At 63.2% G+C, this 23,787-nt stretch carries 23 protein-coding genes; 11 read left to right on the top strand and 12 right to left on the bottom strand.

Annotated elements, in window-relative coordinates; all coding sequences use genetic code 11:
- Positions 1-231: 231 nt before the first annotated feature.
- A complete protein-coding gene (locus tag AC07FD_RS29030; RefSeq protein WP_478352635.1) occupies positions 232-5,022 on the bottom strand; it encodes an NAD-glutamate dehydrogenase in 4,791 nt (1,596 codons plus the stop codon).
- A 136-nt stretch (positions 5,023-5,158) separates the two neighbouring features.
- Here AC07FD_RS29030 and AC07FD_RS29025 point away from each other — a divergent pair, with 136 nt between their 5' ends.
- Both AC07FD_RS29025 and AC07FD_RS29020 read left to right on the top strand, forming a co-directional pair.
- Entirely contained in the window at positions 5,159-5,722 is a 564-nt protein-coding gene (locus AC07FD_RS29025) for a peroxidase-related enzyme (RefSeq protein ID WP_477300086.1), read from the top strand.
- A gap of 130 nt (positions 5,723-5,852) precedes the next feature.
- Positions 5,853-6,176 carry a YciI family protein gene (locus AC07FD_RS29020; protein ID WP_095084148.1) on the top strand — a complete coding sequence of 108 codons (324 nt, stop codon included), beginning with the start codon at positions 5,853-5,855 and terminating at the stop codon, positions 6,174-6,176.
- 210 nt (positions 6,177-6,386) lie between these two features.
- Here the strand turns inward: AC07FD_RS29020 and AC07FD_RS29015 are convergent, their stop codons facing one another.
- On the bottom strand, positions 6,387-6,944 hold the full coding sequence (locus tag AC07FD_RS29015; protein WP_478352634.1) for a LysE family translocator: 558 nt from the start codon (positions 6,942-6,944) through the stop codon (positions 6,387-6,389).
- A 400-nt stretch (positions 6,945-7,344) separates the two neighbouring features.
- On the opposite strand from AC07FD_RS29015, the gene AC07FD_RS29010 reads away from it, so the two are divergent.
- Positions 7,345-7,968, top strand: coding sequence for a DUF1062 domain-containing protein (locus tag AC07FD_RS29010; protein ID WP_478352633.1), 624 nt, complete (start codon positions 7,345-7,347; stop codon positions 7,966-7,968).
- Between the two features lie 10 nt (positions 7,969-7,978).
- Here AC07FD_RS29010 and AC07FD_RS29005 read toward each other — a convergent pair whose 3' ends face one another.
- Both AC07FD_RS29005 and typA read right to left on the bottom strand, forming a co-directional pair.
- On the bottom strand, positions 7,979-8,659 hold the full coding sequence (locus tag AC07FD_RS29005; RefSeq protein WP_478352632.1) for a hypothetical protein: 681 nt from the start codon (positions 8,657-8,659) through the stop codon (positions 7,979-7,981).
- Between the two features lie 296 nt (positions 8,660-8,955).
- Positions 8,956-10,785: a translational GTPase TypA gene (typA, locus tag AC07FD_RS29000; RefSeq protein WP_095084146.1), complete on the bottom strand. Its 1,830-nt coding sequence runs from the start codon at positions 10,783-10,785 to the stop codon at positions 8,956-8,958.
- A 196-nt stretch (positions 10,786-10,981) separates the two neighbouring features.
- Here typA and AC07FD_RS28995 point away from each other — a divergent pair, with 196 nt between their 5' ends.
- Positions 10,982-11,263 carry a hypothetical protein gene (locus AC07FD_RS28995; RefSeq protein WP_478352631.1) on the top strand — a complete coding sequence of 94 codons (282 nt, stop codon included), beginning with the start codon at positions 10,982-10,984 and terminating at the stop codon, positions 11,261-11,263.
- Between the two features lie 46 nt (positions 11,264-11,309).
- Here AC07FD_RS28995 and AC07FD_RS28990 read toward each other — a convergent pair whose 3' ends face one another.
- Complete coding sequence (locus AC07FD_RS28990; RefSeq protein ID WP_478352630.1) at positions 11,310-12,884, bottom strand: alkaline phosphatase D family protein; 1,575 nt, start codon at positions 12,882-12,884, stop codon at positions 11,310-11,312.
- 152 nt (positions 12,885-13,036) lie between these two features.
- Positions 13,037-14,320, bottom strand: coding sequence for an MFS transporter (locus tag AC07FD_RS28985; protein WP_457150612.1), 1,284 nt, complete (start codon positions 14,318-14,320; stop codon positions 13,037-13,039).
- Positions 14,321-14,393: 73 nt separating this feature from the next.
- On the opposite strand from AC07FD_RS28985, the gene AC07FD_RS28980 reads away from it, so the two are divergent.
- Together AC07FD_RS28980 and AC07FD_RS28975 are read left to right on the top strand one after the other, a co-directional pair.
- Complete coding sequence (locus AC07FD_RS28980; RefSeq protein WP_478352629.1) at positions 14,394-15,011, top strand: TetR/AcrR family transcriptional regulator; 618 nt, start codon at positions 14,394-14,396, stop codon at positions 15,009-15,011.
- Positions 15,012-15,056: 45 nt separating this feature from the next.
- Positions 15,057-15,650, top strand: coding sequence for a hypothetical protein (locus tag AC07FD_RS28975; protein WP_478352628.1), 594 nt, complete (start codon positions 15,057-15,059; stop codon positions 15,648-15,650).
- Positions 15,651-15,659: 9 nt separating this feature from the next.
- On the opposite strand, the gene ppa is transcribed toward AC07FD_RS28975, so the two are convergent.
- The 6 genes from ppa to AC07FD_RS28945 all read right to left on the bottom strand — a co-directional run bounded on the left by ppa (position 15,660) and on the right by AC07FD_RS28945 (position 20,262).
- Positions 15,660-16,193, bottom strand: a complete 534-nt coding sequence (ppa, locus tag AC07FD_RS28970) for an inorganic diphosphatase (RefSeq protein ID WP_457150615.1) — start codon at positions 16,191-16,193, stop codon at positions 15,660-15,662.
- A gap of 113 nt (positions 16,194-16,306) precedes the next feature.
- Positions 16,307-16,813, bottom strand: coding sequence for an N-acetyltransferase family protein (locus AC07FD_RS28965; protein WP_478352627.1), 507 nt, complete (start codon positions 16,811-16,813; stop codon positions 16,307-16,309).
- Positions 16,814-17,054: 241 nt separating this feature from the next.
- Positions 17,055-17,693: a TPM domain-containing protein gene (locus AC07FD_RS28960; RefSeq protein ID WP_478352626.1), complete on the bottom strand. Its 639-nt coding sequence runs from the start codon at positions 17,691-17,693 to the stop codon at positions 17,055-17,057.
- A gap of 9 nt (positions 17,694-17,702) precedes the next feature.
- Positions 17,703-18,584 carry a TPM domain-containing protein gene (locus tag AC07FD_RS28955; RefSeq protein ID WP_478352625.1) on the bottom strand — a complete coding sequence of 294 codons (882 nt, stop codon included), beginning with the start codon at positions 18,582-18,584 and terminating at the stop codon, positions 17,703-17,705.
- Between the two features lie 4 nt (positions 18,585-18,588).
- Complete coding sequence (locus tag AC07FD_RS28950; protein WP_478352624.1) at positions 18,589-19,437, bottom strand: TPM domain-containing protein; 849 nt, start codon at positions 19,435-19,437, stop codon at positions 18,589-18,591.
- Positions 19,438-19,623: 186 nt separating this feature from the next.
- Positions 19,624-20,262, bottom strand: a complete 639-nt coding sequence (locus AC07FD_RS28945; protein WP_478352623.1) for a LemA family protein — start codon at positions 20,260-20,262, stop codon at positions 19,624-19,626.
- 164 nt (positions 20,263-20,426) lie between these two features.
- Here AC07FD_RS28945 and AC07FD_RS28940 point away from each other — a divergent pair, with 164 nt between their 5' ends.
- From AC07FD_RS28940 to AC07FD_RS28920, 5 genes are all read left to right on the top strand, one after another.
- On the top strand, positions 20,427-20,678 hold the full coding sequence (locus AC07FD_RS28940) for a hypothetical protein (protein WP_478352622.1): 252 nt from the start codon (positions 20,427-20,429) through the stop codon (positions 20,676-20,678).
- 13 nt (positions 20,679-20,691) lie between these two features.
- Positions 20,692-21,576: a pyridoxal kinase PdxY gene (gene pdxY, locus AC07FD_RS28935; RefSeq protein WP_478352621.1), complete on the top strand. Its 885-nt coding sequence runs from the start codon at positions 20,692-20,694 to the stop codon at positions 21,574-21,576.
- Positions 21,573-22,367, top strand: a complete 795-nt coding sequence (locus tag AC07FD_RS28930) for a DUF429 domain-containing protein (RefSeq protein ID WP_478352620.1) — start codon at positions 21,573-21,575, stop codon at positions 22,365-22,367. Before pdxY ends, AC07FD_RS28930 begins: the two co-directional genes overlap by 4 nt.
- A gap of 253 nt (positions 22,368-22,620) precedes the next feature.
- A complete protein-coding gene (locus AC07FD_RS28925; protein ID WP_095084136.1) occupies positions 22,621-23,265 on the top strand; it encodes a carbonic anhydrase in 645 nt (214 codons plus the stop codon).
- Between the two features lie 96 nt (positions 23,266-23,361).
- Positions 23,362-23,775 (top strand): nuclear transport factor 2 family protein, encoded by a 414-nt coding sequence (locus AC07FD_RS28920; RefSeq protein WP_478352640.1) that lies wholly within the window; start codon positions 23,362-23,364, stop codon positions 23,773-23,775.
- The last annotated feature ends 12 nt before the right edge of the window (positions 23,776-23,787 follow it).

The following is a 23,787-nucleotide window of genomic DNA, read 5'->3' as shown; positions in this document are numbered from 1 at the left end:
TGTCACCTATGCTATCGGTCCATTCTGTTACCTATCTATCAGGTTCGGACACGGGCATTTCTCCCCGTATAGTGGCGGGGAGAAAGACGCCGTCATCGACGTTTCGCCAACGGTCAGCGTTGTAGTAAGGCGCCGACGATCGTGACAGGCTCCCTTCTCCCCGTCACTACACGGGGAGAAGGTGGCGGCAGCCGGATGAGGGGCAGCATCAGCCTTGCGAAGCGAATGGGTTCACATCCCCGTCAGATCGCTCATCAGCCCCGACGCGACCGACAGCCGCGACACGGTGATGTCGCCGCCTTCGGTGAGCGCTTGAAGCCGCTCGCGGATGCGCGCCACCCGCTCGCCGCCGGCTTCCAGCCAGGCCACCACCGGATCCGCAGCCTTGGCATGACCGGTGAGTGCCGCCTCCGCAATGCCGCGCCGCGCTGCCCCGATCGTGTCGGTGGCGCGCGACAGCGCCAGCTGATCGTAGTAGTCGGAGGGCGTGATCGAACGCGCCGCGTCCTCGACACGCGGGATACGGAAGGCATCGCTGACCGCGAAGAACGCCTTGGCCGCGGCAACGATGTCGGCGCCGGCCGTGCGCGCCGTCAGCGCGATGTCGGGGATGAGCTCCGCCACCTCGTTCAGCGCCAATTGCCCGGCCAGCTTTTCCGGCGCGCCGCTCTTGAACAGTCCGTGCCGCTTCTCCTCGATACGCTCGCGCGAGAAGGCCGGCAGCAGCGAAATGAGCTTGGGCTCCAGTGCCTTGCGCGCTTCCATGAGTTCGCCAATGCGCTGACCAAGTGGTGCGGTGCCGGCATCGTTCTTGAGATACCAGCCGCTGGTCACGTAGATCAGCCGGCTGACCGCCTGGTAGAGATCGAGCTGCACCTGGCCGTCGATGAGATTGTCGAGCGCGTCGATCTCGCGATAGAGCGCCGGCAAGGCAAAACCGTCGCGCACCACAGCAAAAGTGCGCACCACGTCGGCCGCAGTGCGACCGGTCGCTTCCTGCAACCGGTTGACGAAGGACGGGCCGCCGCGATTGACCAGGTCGTTGGCGACGACGCGGGCAATGATCTCGCGGCGCAGCCTGTGGTCGTTGATCTCGGCTGCGTATTTCTTCGCCATCCGGTCCGGGAAATAGCCCATCAGGTCGCGATCGAAATGCACGTCGTCCGGCACGTCGCTGGCGACGATATCGGAAAACAGGACGATCTTGGCATAGGCCAGCAGTACGCCGAGCTCGGCCCTGGTCAGCGGCTCACCGCGTGCTTCGCGCTCGGCAAGGGCCGCCGGCGACGGCAGCGTCTCGACGGCGCGCTCGAGCAGGCCGCGTCCCTCCAGCGCCGTCATGAAGCGGCTTTGATGCGCGATGTCGGCGAGGCCGCGCTTGCGGGCGATCGAAAGCGCCAGCGTCTGCTCGTAATTGTTGGACAGCACCAGTCCGCCGACCTCGTCAGTCATCTCGGCCAGCAGCTTGTTGCGTGCCGGACGCGTCAGCGATCCCTTGCGCATCGCCGACGCCAGCGCGATCTTGATATTGACCTCGACGTCCGAGCAGTTGACGCCGCCCGAATTGTCGATGGCGTCGGAGTTGCAGCGGCCGCCGTTCATGCCGAACTCGATGCGCGCCCGCTGCGTCACGCCGAGATTGGCGCCCTCGCCGATCACCTTGGCGCGCACGTCGAGCGCGGTGATGCGGACGGCATCATTGGCACGGTCGCCGACCTCGGCGTTGGTTTCGCTGGATGCCCTCAGATACGTGCCGATGCCGCCGAACCACAGAAGATCGACCGGCGCCTTGAGGATCGCGGTCATGATCTCGACCGGCGTCGCGGTCGTCTTGCTGAGGCCGATCGCCGCCGCCGCTGCCGCGGGCAAGGTGATCGACTTCTGGTTGCGCGAGACGATGATGCCGCCTTCCGACAGTTTGGTCTTGTCGTAGTCCTGCCAGCTCGAACGCGGCAGGGCGAACATGCGCTCGCGCTCGGCCATCGACGCCGCCATGTCGGGATCGGGATCGATGAAGATGTCGCGGTGGTCGAAGGCGGCGATCAGCCTGGTCTTCGGCGACAAAAGCATGCCGTTGCCGAACACGTCGCCCGACATATCGCCAACACCGACGACGGTGAAGGGCGAGGTCTGGATGTCGCGGTTCATCTCGCGGAAATGCCGCTTGACCGCTTCCCAGGCGCCCTTGGCGGTGATGCCCATCTTCTTGTGGTCGTAACCGGCCGATCCGCCGCTGGCGAACGCGTCGTCGAGCCAGAAGCCGTGCTTCTCGCTGATGGCGTTGGCGGTGTCGGAGAAGGTCGCGGTGCCCTTGTCGGCGGCAACGACGAAATATGGATCGTCCGGGTCGCGGCGCACGACGCCGGCCGGCGGGATGACACCGTCGAGGCCGATATTGTCGGTGATCGACAGCAGGCTGGAGACGAAGTTCTTGTAGGCCGAAGTGCCGGCCTCGAAGATCGCATCGCGGCTGCCGCCCGCCGGCAGGCGCTTGGGGAAAAAGCCGCCCTTGGCGCCAACCGGCACGATGACGGCGTTCTTGACCTGCTGCGCCTTGACCAGGCCGAGCACCTCGGTGCGGTAGTCCTGGGCTCGGTCCGACCAGCGCAGACCGCCACGCGCCACCGGGCCGAAGCGCAGATGCAGCCCCTCGACCTCGGAACCGTAGACGAAGATCTCTCGCCACGGCCGCGGCGCCGGCAAGCCGTCGACCGCATGCGAATCGAGTTTGATCGCCAGCGACTGGCCTTTCTCTTTCGTATCGGCAACGAAATGATTGGTGCGCAGCGAGGCTTCGATCAGATTGAGGTAGCGGCGGATGATGGTGTCGTCGTCGATGTTCGGCACATCTTCCAGCGCATCCTTGATCTTGGCCTTGAGGTGCTTTGCCGCCACCACGCCTTCGGCCTCGGCCGTCGGGCCAAGCCGAGCGATGAACAGGGCGTGCAAGCCGCGCGCGATATCGGGATAGCGGTTGAGCGCGGCGGCGATGAAGTCCTGGCTTTGCGGAATGCCGACCTGCTGCAGATAGCGGCCATAGGCGCGCAGGATGGTGATCTCGCCCGACCACAGGCCTGCGGTCTGGGCAAGGCCGTTATAGCCGTCATTGTCGACGTCGCCGCGCCAGACAGACAGGAACGCGTCCTCGAACAGCGCGCCGCCATCGGCAAGGTCGATCGGTTTGCCGTAGCTGTTCTCAAGCTCCATGTCGTGGATGAAGACCATGCCGGACTGGTCGTCGCCGACCTCGAAGGTGCGCTCGCTGATGACACGGAAGCCGATGTTTTCCAGCACCGGCACGCGCCGCGACAGCGCCACCGGGCTGCCGTGGTGATAAATCTTCAGGGACGCCTGATGCGGCTTCTGCTCGGCATTGCGATAATAGTCGATGGCGATCGGATTGGTGGCGCTGATCCTGGCGATGCGCCCGGCATCGGCAAGCGCCACCGCCGCGCTGAACGTATCGCGGTAGCTTTCCGGCAGCCGAGCAGCGATGCTCTTCAAGGCCTGGTTGCCTCCATTGGCGTCCGCCGCGTCGGAAAGGGCGTCCTCCCAGGTGCGCACGATGTCGCGGATTGCCGCCTCGATTGCCGCTTGCTCGACCTTCGGCGTCTTGCCGCCGGAGCGGCCGATGATGAAATGGACACGCGCCAGGCCGCCTTCGGGGAAGGCAGGATAATAGGCCGACAGCCGGCCTTCGAACACGGTCTTGAGATAGCTGCCGATCTTCTCGCGCGCGACACTGTCGTAACGGTCGCGCGGCACGAAGACGAGTATCGAGACGAAACGATCGAACTGGTCGACGCGCACCAGCGCCCTGACCCGCGGCCGCTCGACCAGGCCGAGAATGGCTGCGGCGTGCTTCTTCAGGATCGGCACCGGGACCTGGAACAACTCGTCGCGCGGATAGCTCTCCAGCACATTGATCAGCGCCTTGCCGGAGTGATCGTGCCGGTCAAAGCCGGACTTGGCGATGATGGTTTCGGCCTTCGACCGCAGATACGGGATCTTCATCACAGAGCGCGTGTAGGCGGTCGAGGTGAACAGGCCGACGATGCGCAATTCGCCCGCCAGCGTGCCCTTGGACGTGTAGGTCTTGACGCCGATGTAGTCGAGATAGATGCGGCGGTGCACGGAGGACTTGGCATTGGCCTTGGTGACGATCAGCGGCTCCGGCCCGTGCAGGAAGGCGCGGATTTCCGGTGTCGTCGTCACCGCTTCCGTGCCGCGCCTCAGCACCAGCACGTCCGGATCGGACAGGATGCCGAGACCAGGCTTGTCGGCGCGCTCCAGCGTGCCGCTTTCCTCGCCGCCGGTGTATTTGAACTCGCGCATGCCGAGGAAGGTGAAATTGTCGTCGCGCAGCCACTCCAGGAAGGCGATCGCCTCGGCAACGCTCTTCTTGTCGAGCGGCACCGCCGAATAGCGGAACTCCGAGATCGCCTGATCGAGGCGGGCCAGCATCGGCCGCCAGTCGTGGACGGCGGCGTGCACCTGACCGAGCATCTTGCGCAGCCGCTCGGTCAATCCGGTCGCCTGCTCGGCGGTCAGCCGTGGGATATGGGCATGGATGACGCTCAGTCGGTCGTGGCTGCCGTCGTCCTTGGCGAAATTGCCGTCGCCGAGGATTTCTTCCACACCGCCTTTGCCGTGGCGAACGGTGATGACCGGGTGGGTGACCAGCGTCGGTTCGCCGGCGCTTTCGGTGATCTCGCCAAGGATGGAATCGAACAGGAACGGCATGTTGTCGTTGACGACCGTGATCACGGTCACCGGGCGGCCCTCGCGGACGACGCCTGAATCGGCATCGACAGCGACGACGCACTCACCCTTCTTGTGGCCGGCGACCGCCTGGCCGGCGAGATCGGCAGCGCGTTCGAGGTCTGCCGCCTCATAGGCGGCGATGTCTTCGGCCGGCGCGCGGGCGAGCAGGTAGTCGGCAAGCCTGGCTGGTCTTTCCTCCGTCTTTGCCGCTGCGGTGGCTTTTTTCTTCGACTTCGCTGCGGTTTTCACGCTGGCCATGGTGCCATTCCTCCCGTCGCATGCTTTTGTGACTATGGTAGCAGATGAGCGCTGTTTGGCGACAAAGGTTTGACGGCTTGCCAAGAATTATCGGAATTCGGCGACAGGACACCGCCCGACGAGGAGAAACGACCCCATGACTGGCAAAATCACCGCGCTTGACCTCGCTTCGGGAGAGCTGAGCGAGGCGACAAAAGCCTATTTCGCCAAATGCGAGGAGAAGCTCGGGCTCGTCCCCAACGTGCTGCGCGCCTATGCCTTCGACGACAAGAAGCTGCGCGCATTTACCGACATGTACAACGACCTGATGCTGGGCGAGTCCGGCCTGTCGAAACTGGAGCGCGAGATGATCGCGGTTGCCGTCTCCTCGATCAACCATTGCTATTATTGCCTGACCGCGCATGGCGCGGCGGTGCGCCAGTTGTCCGGCGACCCTACGCTCGGCGAGATGATGGTAATGAACTTCCGCGCCGCCGAGCTATCGCCGAGGCAGACCGCAATGCTCGAATTCGCCGTCAAGCTGACGGAAGAGCCGGCTAAGATCGTCGAGGCTGATCGAGCCGCACTGCGCAAGGCCGGCTTCACCGATCGCGACATCTGGGACATCGCCTCGACCGCTTCGTTCTTTAACATGTCGAACCGCGTGGCGGCGGCAATCGACATGCGGCCGAACGACGAATACCACGCCATGGCGAGGTAAGCTGCTGGAGCCAACCGCGCCCTACATTAGCCCTTTCGCATTCTCGTTGCATGTTCGCCGCTTTGGTCCGATGATTGCCAGGCGGCGTGACCGCATGCCGGTTCGATGCCGCTGATCAAGGGAGGAGAACATGGCGAAGTTTCTCTACGTCTATCACGGCTCGGGCAAGATGCCGACCGAGGAGGCCGAACGGCAGGCGGCAATGGACGCCTGGACGCACTGGTACGGCAAGCTCGGCTCGGCCGTGGTCGACGGCGGCAATCCGGTCGGCATGTCGAAGATGGTGCTGCCCGGCGGCAAGGTCGAGAACAATGGCGGCAGCAATCCAACCGCCGGCTATACGATCGTTGAAGCAAAAGACATCGACGATGCCGTCGGCAAGGCCAAGGACTGCCCTATCCTGATGGACCCGGCTTTCAGCGTTGAGATCGCGCCGATCATCGAAGTAATGTGACGCAGCGTTTGTTTTGACCAACTCCAGGAAAAGTGTGAAACGGTTTTCAAGGGAAAAGCGCGTAGCACTTTCCCTGGGGAATTGCGTCAAAACAAAAACATAGAGCGGTTTGAACCACTCGAAGCGTGATCTCTCCTACCGAAGGGTCGGCGAAGCAAAAACGGTTCCGGTTTTCGCTGAGGAAGTCCTTCAGTTCGGATTCATGCCCTATCACCGCGCCGCGATCGCCGCGGCGGCGCCGGCCATCGTCGTGGCGCTGACGCGGTTGGCGATCTTCATGGCGCGCTTGCTCGTCAACAGCTTGCGCGCCTGCGAGGCGGCGAGCACCCAGGCGAGATTGATGACGATGAGGACCACCGCCATGGTCGCCGTCAATTCGACCCAGCCGAGGATGCTCACCGACGCGAGGTCGATGATCGTCGGCAGCAGCGCTAGGTAGAACATCATGATCTTGGGGTTGCCGAGCGTCACCGCCATACCAGCGAAGAACAGTTTTGCTGGCGAGTCCTCGCGCGGCATCTCGCCCTCTTTCGCGCCGACAGGCGCGGTCCACATCTTGAAGGCGAGATAAGCGAGATAGGCGACGCCGATCCATTTCACGACGACGAAAGCGAAGTGAAAACTCTGCGCCACGACAGCCAGCCCGAACACCGCCAGCGACAGCCAGATGCCCTCGCCGATCCACATGGCGAGCAGGAACGGGAACACGTCACGATACCCTTTCGAGATGACCCGCGCGACGAGGGCTGGCAAAGGCAAGATACTCACTTGGAGCTTCCCCCTTCTCCCCGTCCCTTGCGGGGAGAAGTGCCGGCGGGCGGATGAGGGGCAGCACCAACGTGAGATAATCAGGTGCCTTGCACCTCTGGCATCTCGCAGCTAGAAGGGCCGCTGCGAAACAATTTCGAGCGTCACTTTGCCTCAGTAACCGCCGGTCTCGTCAACTCCCCGACACACTGCATGGCGCCGCATTCGCGGTGCCTGTTTTCAATTCATGTGTTCCTCTGGGCGGCGGTTCGAGACCGGTTTGGCACCGCTGAACCGCTGTCGCGCGCTTTGCCCGTGACACCTGATTTCCGACCATAGCAAGCTACCGCCACGCCGCGCCCGCATGGGCATCTCGATAGAGCCGGCCTGATGAACTTCCCGACGGGAAGGCTTTTTCGGCATGTCTGGACTTTTGCGTATCCGCTGGACTATTGCGCCCAAAACCGCGCCCCAGCCCCATATCAACTGCAATCGCTGCGGCACTGTGAAGGCCTATTGCAGCGGCGAAAAATTCCGCGTCAACGCCAACGGCAAGCGCATCGACGTCTGGCTTATCTACCGCTGCACTGATTGCGACAACTCCTGGAATTTCGGCATTCTGGAGCGGCGCAACCGTCGCGATATCGAGCCATCGTTGCTGCAGGCGCTCGAAAGCAACGACCCGGCGCTCGCCCGGCGTCACGCATTCGATGTCATCGCGCTGCGCAACCGAGTGGGGCGTGTCGAGGAGTTTCCTGAAGTGGCCGTAAGCAAACAAATGCTTGGCGACAGGCCGCAGGACATAACCACCCTGGAACTCCGCCTCGCGCTTGAAGCGCCAAGCTCATTGCGGCTCGACCGCTTGCTCGCCGGCGAACTCCGCATCTCGCGATCGCGGCTTCAGGCGCTGGAGGAAAAGCGATTGCTGGTCGTTGACCCGGATGGCGCCAAGGCTTTGCGCAAACCCACCCGCGAAGGCACAGCGATCCGCATCGATTTGGCCGGCGAGCCCGATCGGGAAGCCATCATTTCGGCTGCCTGTTGATAACGCAATCCTATACTGCTTCCAAATCCTTGGCATTTTTCCGCCGCCGAGACGCGCCAAGGAATCGTAGGGGAAGAGTAAGCATCGATAGATTGGGGTGTGTCCGATGCATCATTTCCCATGCGTAACGGTCTGCCTGCTTTTCCTGATCGGGGTCCTGTCCAAGTTCGACGTGCTGCAGCGCGTGGTGTCCTACTTCGTGATAGAGCGTTTTCTCGATCATGAACCTGCGAACTGCGTTGCCAATCCTATGTTTGGAAGGGCGTCGCCAGACAATCTCGATGACCGATACTGTCTGGAGGTAAGTGCCGGCGAACTCGGGTTCGGGGATTTCCGGGATTATGTAGATTCGCGAAATGCCAGCCAGATCAGCCACAGGTACATTTGCGAGCCAGCGTCCGATGTGCTGCGCCGCCTCCAAATGACTGTCGAGCTTACCATGCTCCAGAACAGTGATGTCGCCAATCGAGGACCGTCGCCAGTCGTCCATTGTAAAGCGAACAATGCTGCGGAGCGCAGCGCGCATAAGAGGAGTTATCGGTGCCGCGAGCGAAACCGAAATATATCGTCGGGATGCATCTTCGCTGATATCGTGCAGGGCAGTGGCGAAGCCCGCTACAAGTGTTGCAATTTCGCGATGGGAAACCTTGCCCAGATCGATCTTTGCCAGTTCATGCTCGATCGCTGACAATGCCGCGTTGCCAAATCCAACGAGCCTCTTGTGAGCGACGAGCCTTCGCCGCATGTCGTCTTGCATAAGAGACCGGACGAAGTCCCGAACGGCATTTCGCACACCCGTTTCCTCGCCTTCACCCACAGCTAGAATACCGTGCTGAGGGAGGAGAGTAACGAGAATACCATGATACTATGACGCCTCCGCTGTAGTCATGTGGCTGGCGTCAGGCGGCTCCCTACGGGAAGCCCTGTCCCACCGGCACCCGGCGAGACGGTAGGTTGCGACGCCTCCATTCGCCAAAACAAGAACTCTTACGCCGCGCCGACCGCCTTGGCCGACTTCTCGAAGCGCTTGCGCTCGTTCGGGTCGAGATAGAGCTTGCGCAGGCGGATGGTCTTCGGTGTCACCTCGACCAGCTCGTCATCCTGGATCCAGGCCAGCGCGCGTTCCAGCGTCATACGGATCGGCGGGGTGAGCTTGACCGCCTCGTCCTTGCCGGCGGCGCGGATGTTGGTCAGCTTCTTGCCCTTCAGCACGTTCACTTCGAGGTCGTTGTCGCGGCTATGGATGCCGATGATCATGCCCTGATAGACCTTGACGCCGGGATCGATGACCATCGGACCGCGGTCTTCCAGGTTCCACATGGCATAGGCCACCGCCTCGCCCTGCTCGTTGGAGATCAGCACGCCATTGGTGCGGCCCGGCAATTCGCCCTTGTAGGGCTCGTAGGCATGGAACAGCCGGTTCATCACGGCGGTGCCGCGCGTGTCGGTCAGCAGTTCCGACTGATAGCCGATCAGGCCACGCGTCGGCGCGTGGAAGACGATGCGCTGGCGGTTGCCGCCGGACGGGCGCAGCTCGACCATCTCGGCCTTGCGCTCCGACATCTTCTGCACGACGATGCCGGCATGCTCCTCGTCGACGTCGATGACGACTTCCTCGACCGGCTCCAGCAATTCGCCGCTTTCGCCCTTCTGCATGACGACGCGCGGACGCGACACGGCGATCTCGAAGCCTTCGCGGCGCATCGTCTCGATCAGCACAGCCAGCTGCAATTCACCGCGTCCGGAGACGAAGAACGAATCCTTGTCCGGCGATTCTTCGATCTTCAACGCGACATTGCCTTCGGCCTCGCGCAGCAGGCGGTCACGGATGACGCGGCTGGTCACCTTGTCGCCTTCGGTGCCGGCCAGCGGGCTGTCGTTGACGAGGAAGGACATGGTCACGGTCGGCGGATCGATCGGCTGCGCATGCAGCGGTTCGGTCACGGACGGGTCGCAGAACGTATCGGCGACGGTGCCCTTCGACAGGCCGGCGATGGCGACGATATCACCCGCCTGGGCTTCCTCGATCGGCTGGCGCTCGAGGCCGCGGAAGGCGAGGATCTTGGAAATACGGCCGGTCTCGACCAGCGTGCCGTCATGGTGCAGCACCTTGACCGGTTGGTTGGACTTCAGCGTGCCGCTCTCGATGCGGCCGGTGATGATACGGCCAAGGAAAGGATTGGCTTCCAGGATGGTGCCGATCATGCGGAATGGGCCGGGATGAACGGTCGGCGTCGGCACATGCTTGATGACGAGATCGAACAGCGGCGCCAGGCCCTGGTCCTTGGGGCCTTCCGGATTTTCCGAAACCCAGCCATCGCGGCCTGAACCGTAGAGGATCGGGAAATCGAGCTGCTCGTCGGTGGCGTCGAGCGCCGCGAACAGGTCGAACACCTCGTTGACCACCTCGACATGGCGGGCGTCCGGACGGTCGATCTTGTTGATGACGACGATCGGCTTCAGGCCGACCTTGAGCGCCTTGCCGACGACGAATTTGGTCTGCGGCATCGGCCCTTCGGCGGCGTCGACCAGCACGATGGCCGAATCCACCATCGACAGGATGCGCTCGACCTCTCCGCCAAAGTCGGCGTGGCCAGGGGTGTCGACGATGTTGATGCGGGTGTCCTTCCAGTCGACCGAGGTCGCCTTGGCCAGGATGGTGATACCGCGTTCCTTTTCGAGGTCGTTGGAATCCATGGCGCGCTCGGCGACGCGCTGATTGTCGCGGAAGGAGCCGGATTGCCGGAGCAACTGGTCGACGAGGGTGGTTTTTCCATGGTCGACGTGCGCGATGATCGCGATATTACGGATTTTCATGTTCTGGTCTCGGAAGCGTTGCAGGCAGCAGGCCAAAGGCGCTGCCTCTTTCGGTTGCGCGGCTCATACAGGGTTTTTCGCAGTTGCGAAAGAGGACGCGCGACACCAAATACTCATCAAATCTTAAGCATCTGCGTGTGAAATGATTTTGTTAACCAAGGCGGGAACCTTTCGAGGCCCGGACAGTTCGAACGTCATGACCGATAAACTCAACCGATTTTGGCCGCTCATCGCGTCCGCTGCCTTTGCCATCCTGCTGGCGGCCAACGCCGCGCAGTCGGCTGCGACGCAGAAGGAAGCGCGGCCTGCCTTGCCAACCGTTGCGCCATCCGCCGAACAGGTCTTTGCCGACGCACCCGACGGCGTCGACCCGATGGTGACCGGCCCGGTCAGCGCCGCCTTCAAGCAGAGGCAGGACGCCGCCAACTGCGACACTGCCGTCTGGCCGAACGTCCGGATGGTCTGCTATCCCGACTGACGACCGCCGGCAGCGGTCGTCATCCCAACAGATGACGAAGGTCGGCTTACGCCGACCGCACCGGGTCGAGCGTGACCTTGTAGAGTTCGTTGTCGTCGCGATCCATCAGCCGCACCGTCATCTGCTCGCTGGCGCCATTGATATCGACCAGCCCGAAGAATTGCAGGCCGGCTGACGGCGGCAGGTTCTGGCCTTGCTCGGCGGTTGGCGCCTTGATGAATTTCAGCTCCGGACCAAAAGTCATGTCGAAAGCGTTCGGGCCGAACGTGCCGGCATGGATCGGGCCCGAGACGAATTCCCAGAACGGATTGAAATCCTGGAACTGCGCCTTGTCGGGATTGTAGTAGTGCGCGGCGGTGTAATGCACGTCGGCGGTCAGCCAGACGGTGTTGCTGATGCCGGCGTTCTTGATGAAGCGCAACAGGTCGGCGATCTCCAACTCGCGTCCCTTGGCCGGACCGTTGTCGCCGTTGCTGACCGCTTCGGCACCCGCCTTCTTGGCGGCATCGTCCCAGACGACGAGGCCGAGCGGCATGTCGGCGGCGATGATTTTCCAGGTTGCCTTCGAATTTGCCAGTTCGCGCTTCAGCCATTTCGTCTGCTGTTCGCCGAGCATGCGCGATTGCGGCGTCATCTCATCCTGCATGTCCGGGCCGTTGGGGCCGCGATAGGAACGCATGTCGAGGAAGAACACGTCGAGCAGCGGCCCATAGGCAATCTTGCGATAGACGCGGCCCGGCTCGGACGGTTCGTAGCGGATCGTCGTCATTTCATGGAACGCACGCGCCGCGCGTGCCGCCAGCACATGGATGGATTTCTCGGTGTACCGGTTGTCGCCGCTGAGATCCTTCGAATCCGACCAGTTGTTCAGCACTTCGTGGTCGTCCCACTGGTAGAACGTCGGGCAAATAGCGCTGAGGCCGAGCACGTTCTTGTCCATCATGTTGTATTTCCACTGGTCCCGGTATTCGTCCAGCGTCTCGGCAACCTTGCGCTTGCCATCGATCAGCACGACGTTCGTCCACTTGCCGCCGCCGGGCAGGTCGACCTCGTCCTTCATGGCGCCGTCGGCATAGATGGTGTCGCCCGAATGCAGGAAGAAGTCGGGCGCGTGCTTGCCGATCGTGGCGTAGGTCTTCATGCCGGTCTCGTCGATGCCCCAACCCTGGCCGGCGGTGTCGCCCGACCAGGCGAACTTGATGTCGCGCCTCGAAGCCGGCGCGGTGCGGAAGCGGCCGGTGATCGGCTCGGAAACCGCATTGATGTCGGCGAGATCGGCTGCCGTCATGCGATAGAAGATATCCTGGTCGGAAGCGAGGTCGGTGAGCAGACGCTTGACCGTATAGTCGCTGGCCGGCGAGGTATCGAGCGGCGCCAGGCGGACGGCATCAGTGAAACTTTCGGTCGACGACACTTCGAACATGACGCGCGACGGCCGATCCGTGCGCGTCCACACCATGCCGCTGGTGGCGTCGACATCGCCTGACTGCACGCCATGGGTGAAGGCCGGGCGCTGGCTGGCGCGCGAATAATATGGCAGCGCCAGGCCGGAGACGCCAACCAGGCCAGCGGCGCTGGCCGAGGTGACGAAAGCACGGCGGGTCATCGAGAGCTTGTTCATGGCTGTCTCCTGGATGGCTTGAACGGTGCCACCAAGGTCCAACCTCAATGTTTCAGGCGCATCTCGAAACCATGAAGGTTTGATAACAGCCAACAGGCGGGGCACGTTCTCCCTTCTCCTCAGAGGGAAGGGAGAGCCGCACCCAGTCACCCTTACGCCGCTTGCGGTTCCGGATCGAAGGCCGGTCGGCTGGTGTTGATCAACAGCGAGATACAGGCGGCGGCGATTGCCGTCATGCCGGCGATCATGAAGGCCAGCTCGTAATTGCCCTGAAGCTCGCGCATCGTGCCGCCGAAGGCTGCGGCAGCAGCTGCGCCGATCTGATGTCCAGCGACGATCCAGCCGAACACGATCGGACCGCTGCGATCGCCGAACGCCTCGTTGGCGAGCCTCAGCGTCGGCGGCACGGTGGCGATCCAGTCGAGGCCGTAAAGCACCGCGAAGATGATCAGGCTGGTTGCCGAGAAGCCGGAATAGGGCAGGTAGATCAGCGACAGGCCACGGATCCCATAATAGACGCCGAGCAGCTTGCGCGGGTCGAAACGGTCGGTGAGCCAGCCCGACAGCGTCGTGCCGATCAGGTCGAAAATGCCCATCATCGACAGCAGGCCGGCGGCCTGCACCTCGCCGATGCCCATGTCGCCGCAGAAGGCGATCAGATGCGTGCCGACCAGCCCGTTGGTGGTGAAACCGCAGACGAAGAAGGTGGCGAACAGATACCAGAACACGCGCGTGCCGGCGGCGCGGCGCAGCGTCGAGAACGTGTGGGCGAGGAAATTGCCCTGAGATGCCGGTGACACCGGCGGCACATCGTCGGCCGCGGCACCATAGCGCACCATGCCGATCGAAGCCGGCCGCTCCGGCACCAGCAGCCAGACCAGCGGCACCAGAGCAGCGGTGGCGATCGAAACGGCGATGACAACCGGCTGCCAGCCGCCCGACTGTGCCAGCGAGGCGATCAGCGGCAGGAACACCAGCATGCCTGAGGCACTGGAGGCCGACATCAGCCCCATGACAAGGCCGCGATTGGTCTTGAACCAGCGGTTGACGATGGTGGCGCCGAGCACGCTGGCGACAGCGCCGGAACCAATGCCCGAGAACACGCCCCAGGTGATGAACAGATGCCAGGGCTTGGTCATCAAGAGGCTGAGTGCGGTCGAGCCTGACATCACCACCAGCGAGGCAAGCAGCGTGCGGCGCAGCCCGATCCGCTCCATCAGGGCGGCGGCGAACGGCCCGGTCAGGCCGTAGAGCAGGATGCCGACACCGGCGGCCAGCGAAACGACGTCGCGGCGCCAGCCGAAACTGTTCTCCAACGGCAGCATCATGACGGCGGGCGCCGAGCGCAGGCCGGCCGCGACCAGCAGGCAGAGGAAGATGACGCCAACCACGACGAAAGCGTAGCGCTGGCCAAACGGACGGGATTGAGCTATCATGTTACTGACCGGTACGTTGCTGGTGGAAGGATGTATACGTACCGATCGGTAACATTGTCAATCGAGTTCCATGATGCCAACGGACAAAAATATTGAACTGACCATCAGCGACGGTCATGCGTCGGCGCCACCGAAGGCCGCCAGGAAGATCCTCGACGTGGCCTATGAGCTGTTCTACCGGCGCGGCATCAGGGCGATCGGCGTCGACGAGATCGTCAAGCGCGCCGGCGTTACCAAGCCCAGCCTCTATCGCAGCTTTCCCTCCAAGGATGAGCTGGCGGCCTCCTATCTCAGGCAGTACGACCAGGAATATTGGGAGCGTTTCGATGAGGCGGTCGCCGCCCATCCCGGCGACCCGCGTGCGCAGATCAAGGCATTCCTGACCCGCATCGGCAAGCGCACGCAGGTGGCGGACTATCGCGGCTGCGGCATGACCAATGCGGCGGTCGAGTACCCCGAACACAGCCATCCGGCCCGCGTGGTCAGCGAGGCCAACAAACAGGAATTGCGCCGTCGCCTGCGCGCCATGGCGGTTGCAATGGGTGCGCAGGATCCCGATACGCTGGGCGACGGCCTGCTGCTGCTGATCGAAGGCGCCTATATCAGCGGCCAGTTGTTCGGGCTCGGCGGCCCGGCGCAATCGGTCGCCCGCAATGCCGATCTGCTGATTGAAGCGAGCTTGAAGAAATAGCGTTTGACGCTACGCTGCGATGGCTTGCAACGGAGTTTGTCGGCCATGCGCGCTCTTCTGATCCCGTTCGTCTTCGCCGGTTTCTGCCAGGCTGCGCAGGCGAGCGACATATCTAGCGCCTATTCCGATCTCGATTGGAAGAAGGATTGCGTGACCTACGCGCAGGCCGAGGAAGGCGACGGCGACTGGGCCGATCTCGCCTGTTCGGGCTATCGCGGCTACCCCGTGCTGATCGCCTATGACGACGCGCGCGAATCGCTGTTTTATGGCTTTCCGCCCGGCAGCGACATGACATCGGTTTGGGAGAGTTTCTCCGGCTTCAATTCGTCCGGCGCCAGGATCGAGTGGCGCATCGAGACCACGGGCGACAAGGCTGTGCCCTTTGCCGTGATCCACCGCCGCTCGATCAGCAACCCGGACGAAGAAAACAAGCCGACCGAGGTGCTGCTCGTCGCCAAGGTCGGCCAGATGGGCGCCCGCGATGGCTGCACGGTCGGCCTGGTGCTGGCCACCGGCAATCCCGCCGCCAACGATCAGGCGCGCAAACTGGCCGACGACAAAGCGCGGACGTTCGCCTGCGGCAAGGACCGGCACACCGTCATCGGCAACGTGCCGGCTTTCGGCCGCGTCGATAACTGACCTGTCGGGCTACTTGCTGGCCTTGGCCCGCGCGATCGCCTCGAGGATCATCTTCTTGGCATATTTGGAATCGTGCCAGCCTTCGATCTTGACCCATTTGCCGGGCTCGAGATCCTTGTAGTGCTCGAAGAAGTGCTGCACCTGCTGGCGCGTGATGTCGGGCAGCTGCGTGTACTCGGTGACGTTCTCGTAGCGCAGCGTCAGCTTGGGTGACGGCACGGCGATGATCTTTTCGTCCTGGCCGGCATTGTCTTCCATGATCAGCACGCCGATCGGCCTGACATTGATGACGCAACCTGGCACCAGCGCACGGGTGTTGCAGACCAGCACGTCGATCGGATCGCCGTCGCCCGACAGCGTGTGCGGCACGAAGCCGTAATTGCCGGGGTAGCGCATCGATGTGTGTAGGAAGCGGTCGACGAACAGCGTGCCGGCCTCCTTGTCCATCTCGTATTTGATCGGCTCGCCGCCGATCGGCACCTCGATGATGACGTTGACGTCCTCAGGCGGATTCTTTCCGCTGGCTATGGCTTCAATGCGCATGGCTTTGTCCCTCTTATCGATGAAAGATCGATAGCGGGCGAGGCGCGGCGGCGCAATGCGGCGAATGGTGCTGGGTATGATCGGGTGGACACAGTGGCCGAAAGGCCGGGCCGTCACTCCCAGACGAAAGCGACCTTCTTAAGCGCCTTCTGCTCGAAGATTTCGACACCCTCGGCAACATCACGGCCGCCGGCGCCGGCGTAGAAGGCGAGCGCGTTCTGGTTGTCTTCCAGCGCCCACACCACCATGCCCTTCAGCCCGTGATCGGCCAGTCGCGCCTTGGCTGCCGCGAACAACCGGCTGCCAAGCCCGATACCCTGGTATTCCGGGCGCAGGTACAATTCGTAGATTTCGCCTTGCTGCCTGAGTTCCCGGGCCCGGTTCTTGCCGATCGTGGCATAGCCGGCGATCTCGCCGCCGATTTCGACAACCAGCACGGTGGCGGCGCGGCGGATGGCATTCGCCCACCAATCGGCGCCACGGCGGTTGATCATCGATGTCAGCGCGCGGTGTGGAATGATGCCGGAATAGGCGCCGCGCCAAGCCTGCAGGTGCACCTCGGCGATGGCGCCTGCGTCGCTCGGTTCGGCCTTCCTTATGTCGATCGTCAGCGTATTCATGATTTCTTAACCATAAACCCGCATTGCCCGATTGCAAGAGTCAGCGCGGCCCGCCGACCGCTTTCTCACAGACGATCATGGCGTCGGTGACATCGGCGAGAGCCTGTCTGAAAACGCGCTCAGCCGAGATGGATGGGGTGGTTTTCGAGAACCGAAGCGCAGCGGACTTTCAGGTCCGTGAGCAACGGAAGCGTCGAAAACCGCGCCAGGCGTCCGGCTGAGTAGCGTTTGCAGGCAGGCCTCAGATCTCGACGAGATGGTCGTCGAGTTCGTTGGTGTCGCCCGACGTGACCGGGAAATTCTCGGCCAGCACCGCGCCCACCGTTTCGATCGCCTTGACGAAGCCATCGGCAAGCCGGTCGTCGCCGGCATGCACGGTCAAGTCGCGCACCACGCCATCCCAGACATGCTGGCCGACTTTGGCATCGATGCCCGAATCGGCGACCACCTCGGCGTAGCGTTCGGCGATCGAGACGAACACCAGCACGCCGGTGCGCGCCGCGGTGCGGTGGACGTTGCGGGCGAGGAACTGCTTGATCGCATTGGCGTGCGCCGCCTGATAACGCATCCGCCTTGGTACCAGATGGATGCGCAGGCCGGGCAGCGCCCACAACAAGGCCAGCACGCAGGCCAGCGCCAGCAGCTGGGCGATAACGAAATGCGGCAGCCGGATCGACAGCCACCAGGCCTCCAGCCCATAACCAACGGCAAGGCTGACGATCAGCATGCCTGCCGTCGCCATGAAGGCGGCCGGGAAGAAATAGCCGTCGCTGGCATGCGCCATGACGCAGTAGATCTCGCCATCGGTCCTGGTTTCGGCGGCGCGGATCGCAGTGGCGATGCGCTCATGATCTTCGGGGCTGATCGGTCGTGTCGCCATGATCTTGTCTCACCAGCTTCCTGAAGAACCGCCACCACCGGATGAGCCACCGCCACCCGAAAACCCGCCACCGCTGCTTGAGCCAGACGACCAGCCGCCACCGGAACTTCCCGACGACCAGCCGCTGCCCGACGACGAACCCGTTGTCCAGTTGCTGCCCGAGGATCCGCTCGGTCCGCGGCCGTAACGAAACGTCATGCCCAGCCATTTGTACACGCCCGGCGACAGCTTTGTGCCGAACGTTGGCGGCAGGAACGCCATCGCCAACCCGCCGAAGAACATTGTGCCCCACAGGATCAGGAACACCGCGACGATGGGGTCGATGGGCATGCTGTTATGGGCGGGATTGCGCTGACCGCGCGCCTCCAGCTCCTCCGGATTGCCTTCCAGCACCATAACCATGTCGTCGACGGCCTTGTTGATGCCGCCGGAGAAGTCGCCGGCGCGGAAGGCCGGCACCATGTCGTTTTCAATGATCAGCTTGGTGTGCAGGTCGGTCAGTGTGCCTTCCAGCCCATAGCCGACCTCGATGCGCATCTTGTGGTCGTTCTTGGCCACCAGCAAAAGCACGCCATTGTTCTCGCCGGCCTGGCCGAGTTTCCAGAAGCGGAACAGCCGGTTGGCGTAGGGTTCGATCTCCTCGCCGTCGAGACTATTGATGGTGGCGACGACGATCTGGTCGGAGCCCTTTGTCTCGAAATCGGCGAGTTTCTGCGTCAGCGCCGCCTTGGTGGCGGGGTCGATAATGCCGGCATTGTCGACGACACGGCCCGTCAGGGCAGGCAGCTCGGCGGCAAAGGCCGCGAACCCGAGGAGCAGCGCCGTCACAGCCATCAGGACTGCCGCGGCGAAACGGCAGGGTCTCGACAGGCTGACGGTGCGTGTTGTCATGCCATCACCAGCTTCCCGAGGAGCCGCCGCCGCCGGACGAACCGCCGCCGCCGGAGAAGCCGCCACCGCCACCGCCCGAAGACCAGCCGCCGCCAGAGCTTCCCGACGACCAGCCGCCACCAGACGACCGCCGGTGTGGCTCGAAGGTCATGCCGAGCCAGCGGTAGCGGCCGAGACCAAGCTTCTGGCCAAAGATCGGCGGCAGGACGGAGACCGCGATGCTGCCGAAGAAGATGATCGCCCAGATGCTGATGAAGACGGCGAAGAACAGGTCGTCGGAATTGAACGGCGCCTGCTGGTTGCGCTCGCCACGCGCCACCAGCTCCTCCGGATTGCCTTCCAGCACCATGATCATGTCGTCGACGGCCTTGGCTATGCCGCCGGAGAAGTCGCCGGCGCGAAAGGCCGGCACCATGTCGTTTTCGATGATCAGCTTGGTGTGCAGGTCGGTCAGCGTGCCTTCAAGCCCATAGCCGACCTCGATGCGCATCTTATGGTCGTCCTTGGCTACCAGCAGCAGGACGCCGTTGTTTTCCTTCGCCTGGCCGAGTTTCCAGAAGCGGAACAGCCGGTTGGCGTAAGGTTCGATCTCCTCGCCGTCGAGACTGTTGATGGTGGCGAGGACGATCTGGTCGGAGCCCTTTGTCTCGAAGTCGGCAAGCTTCTGCGTCAGCGCCGTGTTGGTGGCTGGGTCGATGATGCCCGCATTGTCGACGACGCGGCCGGTCAGGGCGGGCAGGTCGGCGGCGAAGGCGGTGAACGGGAGGAAGAGGAGGCCTAGAATGGCATACAGCAAAGCAAGGTTGGCGACCCGTCGCGCCCCCCTCTGTCCTGCCGGACATCTCCCCCTCAAGGGGGGAGATTGGATGCTTCCCGGATACTGCCTGCCCTGCAACCTTGAAGATTGGCGAAACCCATGGAGACGGCCAATCTCCCCCCTTGAGGGGGAGATGTCCGGCAGGACAGAGGGGGGTGTGGACACGCCTACGGTCCGTCTCGTCAGGATTCAGTATCGGAAGGTTTGTTGGCTTAGGCCCCCTCACCCGCCCTGCTTGGTGCCGAAATCGACCTTCGGCGTCTGCAGCTTGTCATCGTCGATGGTGAAGTTGGCGAAGGGCTGGTTGCTGCGGAACCAGAAGGTCGCCCACAGCACCGAGGGGAAGGTCTTCAGCGTCAGATTGTAGTCCTTGACCGCCTGGATGTAGTCGCGCCGTGCTACCGCAATGCGGTTTTCGGTGCCTTCGAGCTGTGCCTGCAGCGCCAGGAAATTCTGGTTGGCCTTGAGGTCGGGATAGGCCTCCGATACCGCGATCAGCCGCGACAGCGCGCTGGTCAGCCCTGCCTGGGCATCCTGGAACTTCTTAAGGGCTTCGGGATCCTTCAGCGTTTCCGGCGTCACCGTTATCTGCGTTGCCTTGGCGCGGGCCTCGACCACCGCATCGAGCGTGTCCTTTTCGTGCGAGGCATAGCCCTTGACCGTCTCGACTAGGTTGGGGATGAGGTCGGCGCGGCGCTGATACTGGTTCAGCACCTCGCTCCATGCCGCCTTGGCGTTTTCCTCCGCCGTCGGGATCGTGTTGTAGCCGCAGCCGGCAAGCAACGGCAGCACGATCGCCATCATCAGGAAGGCGGGCAGCGTGCGGAACATGGACGGTTGAGCAAGGCGCTGGGCAAGCATGATGGGGTCCCTCGGGTAGAAGTTGCATGCGAAGCATTACCACAATCGGCGCGCAAGAAAACCGCCCGACCGGCGGCCGCTTGGCTGGCAAGCCTGGTGCCGTTGCAAGGCCCTGTGATTGGCCGCGCGAACGCGATAAGGTCTGAGCAAAACGGGACATCATCATGGCGGAACGCCAGGACAGCGAGAGGGAATCGCGCCGTATCCTCGATCGTCTCGCGCGCGAGACGGATCCGGCCGGCAATTCGTTTGTGGCGCGCAGCGCGAAAGGCGTGCACGACCACGTCACCGCGGCCGATGCCGACCGTGCCGACCCGATCGAACTCTGGGGCACGCGCATTGGCCGCACAATCGGCCTGCTGCTGACGCTGGGCCTGATGGTCTGGCTCGTGCTTTACGTCATCCGGGGCAATTAGGAATCAAAGAACAATGAGCGCCGAACAAACCGACGCGCCGCGTGCGGTCATCGTCATTTCCAGCCATGTCGCGCGGGGCTCGGTCGGCAACCGCGCGGCTGTCTTTGCGCTGGAAACACTGGGCTTTCCGGTGTGGGCGGTGCCGACAATCATCCTGCCCTGGCATCCTGGTCATGGGCGGGCGACGCGGATCGTGCCGCCGCTCGACCAGTTCAAGGCGCTGATGGCCGATCTCGAGCGTGCGCCGTGGCTGGGCGAAGTCGGCGCCGTGCTGTCCGGCTATCTCGGCGAGGCCGGCCAGGCCGAGGCCGTCGCCTCGCTGGTCGCCGCGGTGAAGGCAAAGACGCCTGACGCCGTCTATATCTGCGACCCGGTGATGGGCGATTCGGGTGGCCTGTACGTGCCGGAACCGACTGCTGCCGCCATGCGTGATCGGCTGATGCCGATCGCCGACATCGCCACCCCCAACCGCTACGAACTGGAATGGATGGCCGGCGCACCCTTGCCCGACCTGAAATCGGTAATCGCGGCCGCCCTTCACGCCGGGCCATCGACCATGCTGGTCACCTCGGCGCCGTCGATGATGACAGGTGGCACGGGCAACCTGCTGCTCGACGGCAACCAGGTGCTGCTGGCCGAGCACCGCCTGATCGACAAGCCCCCGAACGGTCTCGGCGACCTGACGGCGGCCGTCTACCTGGCGCGCATCCTGTCCGGCCAGCCGGCGATCAAGGCGCTGCAGTCGACCACGGCGGCGGTCTACGAGATCCTGGCGCGCACCGCCAAGCGCGGCGGCGACGAACTGCAGCTCGAAACCGATGCGCAGAGCCTGTCGAACCCGATGGCGATGGTGCAGCTTCGCCACCTCACGCATCCGGGGAGGGACCGGCGGGCGTGACCCTGGCCACGACCGTCGTGACTGTCGGCGTCGACGGCTGCAAGGCCGGCTGGATAGCCGTGCGGCGCGATCCCGGCTCGATCCCTCGTAGCCCCGGCTCGGCACCCTCTGTTGATGTCTTTGCAAGCTTCACAGCCCTGCTTGCATCACTGCCTGCCGACGCGGTTCTCGCCGTCGACATGCCGATCGGTCTGCCCGAGTTTTCGAGCAAAGGCGGGCGCGGACCGGAAGCGCTGGTGCGGCCGTTGCTCGGGCAACGGCAGTCCAGCGTCTTTTCGATCCCGTCCCGCGCCGCGCTCTATGCCGATACGGGCGACTTCACCACCATCGAAGCCTGGTATGCCGCGCATCGCCGGGCAAGCGAGGTGGCCATGACCACATCAGACCCGCCGCGCGGCGTTTCGATCCAGGCGTTCGGCATTTTTGCCAAGATCCGCGAGATCGACGCCTTGCTCATCGCCCGACCCGAATTGCGCGGCCGCATCTTCGAATCGCATCCGGAAGTCGCTTTCTGCCGGCTGAACGGCGACCAGGCCATGCAGCTGCCGAAGAAGATCAAGGGCGCCATCAATCCGGCCGGCATGGCGGAACGCAAGGCGCTGCTGAGCCGGCACGGCTATGAGATGGGCTTTCTCGATCAGCCGCCGCCGCGCGGTGCCGCCGCCGATGATTTTCTCGATGCGGCGGCGATGATGCTGATTGCCGGTCGCGTCGCCAGCGGCGAGGCACGGCCATTTCCCGACCCGCCGGGCCGCGACGGTTTTGGCATCCCCGTCGCCATCTGGGCGTGAACCCAATAGCTCGAGCCATGCATCTTGCATGGCGATTGGCGGGCAGCCATCTGCAATTCGGCATTGCCCGCAACAGGCTTTTGCCGTTAGAGGCTCTCTAGAGCAATTCTAGGAAAAGTGTGAAGCGGTTTTCCGTTCGGAATTGCGCCAAAGCAAAACAGATAGAGCGGTTCGACGTTTCCGTGAAACGGTGACCCGCTCTAGACCGCAACGAGCTGCCGCATCCAACCCGGAAAGGCTCCAGACGCCGCCCATGCCCCATCTCCCCGACCACCTTCTCGCCGGCTACCGCAGTTTCATGAGCGGCCGCTATCTGACCGAGAGCGGACGCTATCGCGAGCTTGCCCGCGAAGGCCAGGCACCCGAAACCATGATCGTCGCCTGCTGCGACTCCCGCGCGGCCCCCGAAGCGATCTTCGACGCCGGCCCCGGTGAACTCTTCGTGCTGCGCAATGTCGGCAATCTGGTGCCGCCCTACGCGCCGGACGGCGAGTTCCATTCGACCTCTGCCGCACTTGAATTCGCTGTGCAGAGCCTCAAAGTCAAGAACATCGTCGTCATGGGCCATGGTCGCTGCGGCGGCATCCGCGCCGCGCTCGACACCACGTCCGCACCGCTGTCTCCCGGCGACTTCATCGGTAAATGGATGAGCCTCATCGCGCCAGCGGCCGAGACGGTGTCCTCCAGCACCTTCATGACGGCGTCGGAGCGTCAGACCGCGCTGGAGCGCATCTCGATCCGCTATTCCATCGCCAATCTCAGGACCTTTCCTTGCGTCTCGATTCTCGAAGGCAAGGGGCGGCTGTCGCTGCATGGCGCCTGGTTCGACATTTCGACCGGCGAACTCTGGGTGATGAACAAGGAGACCGGCGATTTCGAACGGCCGGAGATGGCGTAGACCATGATACCGAGCCGAAGGACAACGCCAGCGAAAGGTGGAAACCGGCTTTTCAGGTAAGCTGATAGTCGAACAGGAAGACGGAGGCAGCACATGATGGGAGATCGCCGTTCGATCACTTTCGTCGCGGCAGCGTTGCTGTTTTCGATCATTCCAGTCCGTGCCGACGATGGCGCCATCATCAGCCGCTGGTATTCGGCCCTCCTGGTCGCCGACCGCACCGAACTGTCCGACCTGCTCGCCGACGACGTCCGCATCAAGCTGAATGACCTCGGTATCGTGCAGAGCAAGCAGGAATTCATCGCCTCGATCGACGAATGGCAAGGCGCCGTCGCGGGTGCGGAGATCCGGCACCGGATCGAAAAAAGCGAAGGCGGCGTCACCACCGTGATCGCCTGCTATGATTTTCCCAACAACGACATGCTGATGCAGGAAACCTTCGCGGTGACCGACAATCGCATCACCGCGAGCTCGCAAGCGGCGATCGCCGAGAACTGCGACGGTTACTGACGAAAACCTGAC

The sequence above is a fragment of the Mesorhizobium waitakense genome (assembly GCF_056431085.1).
Note: the sequence above shows the minus strand (reverse complement) of the source record. Positions and strands in the feature narration are given on the sequence as shown.

What these genes read in the sequence shown, in the direction of transcription:
- AC07FD_RS29030 (WP_478352635.1), bottom strand. Translation starts at nt 5,022, where the DNA reads ATGGCCAGCGTGAAAACCGCAGCGAAGTCGAAGAAAAAAGCCACCGCA.
- AC07FD_RS29025 (WP_477300086.1), top strand. Translation starts at nt 5,159, where the DNA reads ATGACTGGCAAAATCACCGCGCTTGACCTCGCTTCGGGAGAGCTGAGC.
- AC07FD_RS29020 (WP_095084148.1), top strand. Translation starts at nt 5,853, where the DNA reads ATGGCGAAGTTTCTCTACGTCTATCACGGCTCGGGCAAGATGCCGACC.
- AC07FD_RS29010 (WP_478352633.1), top strand. Translation starts at nt 7,345, where the DNA reads ATGTCTGGACTTTTGCGTATCCGCTGGACTATTGCGCCCAAAACCGCG.
- typA (WP_095084146.1), bottom strand. Translation starts at nt 10,785, where the DNA reads ATGAAAATCCGTAATATCGCGATCATCGCGCACGTCGACCATGGAAAA.
- AC07FD_RS28995 (WP_478352631.1), top strand. Translation starts at nt 10,982, where the DNA reads ATGACCGATAAACTCAACCGATTTTGGCCGCTCATCGCGTCCGCTGCC.
- AC07FD_RS28990 (WP_478352630.1), bottom strand. Translation starts at nt 12,884, where the DNA reads ATGAACAAGCTCTCGATGACCCGCCGTGCTTTCGTCACCTCGGCCAGC.
- AC07FD_RS28985 (WP_457150612.1), bottom strand. Translation starts at nt 14,320, where the DNA reads ATGATAGCTCAATCCCGTCCGTTTGGCCAGCGCTACGCTTTCGTCGTG.
- AC07FD_RS28980 (WP_478352629.1), top strand. Translation starts at nt 14,394, where the DNA reads ATGCCAACGGACAAAAATATTGAACTGACCATCAGCGACGGTCATGCG.
- AC07FD_RS28975 (WP_478352628.1), top strand. Translation starts at nt 15,057, where the DNA reads ATGCGCGCTCTTCTGATCCCGTTCGTCTTCGCCGGTTTCTGCCAGGCT.
- ppa (WP_457150615.1), bottom strand. Translation starts at nt 16,193, where the DNA reads ATGCGCATTGAAGCCATAGCCAGCGGAAAGAATCCGCCTGAGGACGTC.
- AC07FD_RS28965 (WP_478352627.1), bottom strand. Translation starts at nt 16,813, where the DNA reads ATGAATACGCTGACGATCGACATAAGGAAGGCCGAACCGAGCGACGCA.
- AC07FD_RS28960 (WP_478352626.1), bottom strand. Translation starts at nt 17,693, where the DNA reads ATGGCGACACGACCGATCAGCCCCGAAGATCATGAGCGCATCGCCACT.
- AC07FD_RS28955 (WP_478352625.1), bottom strand. Translation starts at nt 18,584, where the DNA reads ATGACAACACGCACCGTCAGCCTGTCGAGACCCTGCCGTTTCGCCGCG.
- AC07FD_RS28945 (WP_478352623.1), bottom strand. Translation starts at nt 20,262, where the DNA reads ATGCTTGCCCAGCGCCTTGCTCAACCGTCCATGTTCCGCACGCTGCCC.
- AC07FD_RS28940 (WP_478352622.1), top strand. Translation starts at nt 20,427, where the DNA reads ATGGCGGAACGCCAGGACAGCGAGAGGGAATCGCGCCGTATCCTCGAT.
- pdxY (WP_478352621.1), top strand. Translation starts at nt 20,692, where the DNA reads ATGAGCGCCGAACAAACCGACGCGCCGCGTGCGGTCATCGTCATTTCC.
- AC07FD_RS28925 (WP_095084136.1), top strand. Translation starts at nt 22,621, where the DNA reads ATGCCCCATCTCCCCGACCACCTTCTCGCCGGCTACCGCAGTTTCATG.
- AC07FD_RS28920 (WP_478352640.1), top strand. Translation starts at nt 23,362, where the DNA reads ATGGGAGATCGCCGTTCGATCACTTTCGTCGCGGCAGCGTTGCTGTTT.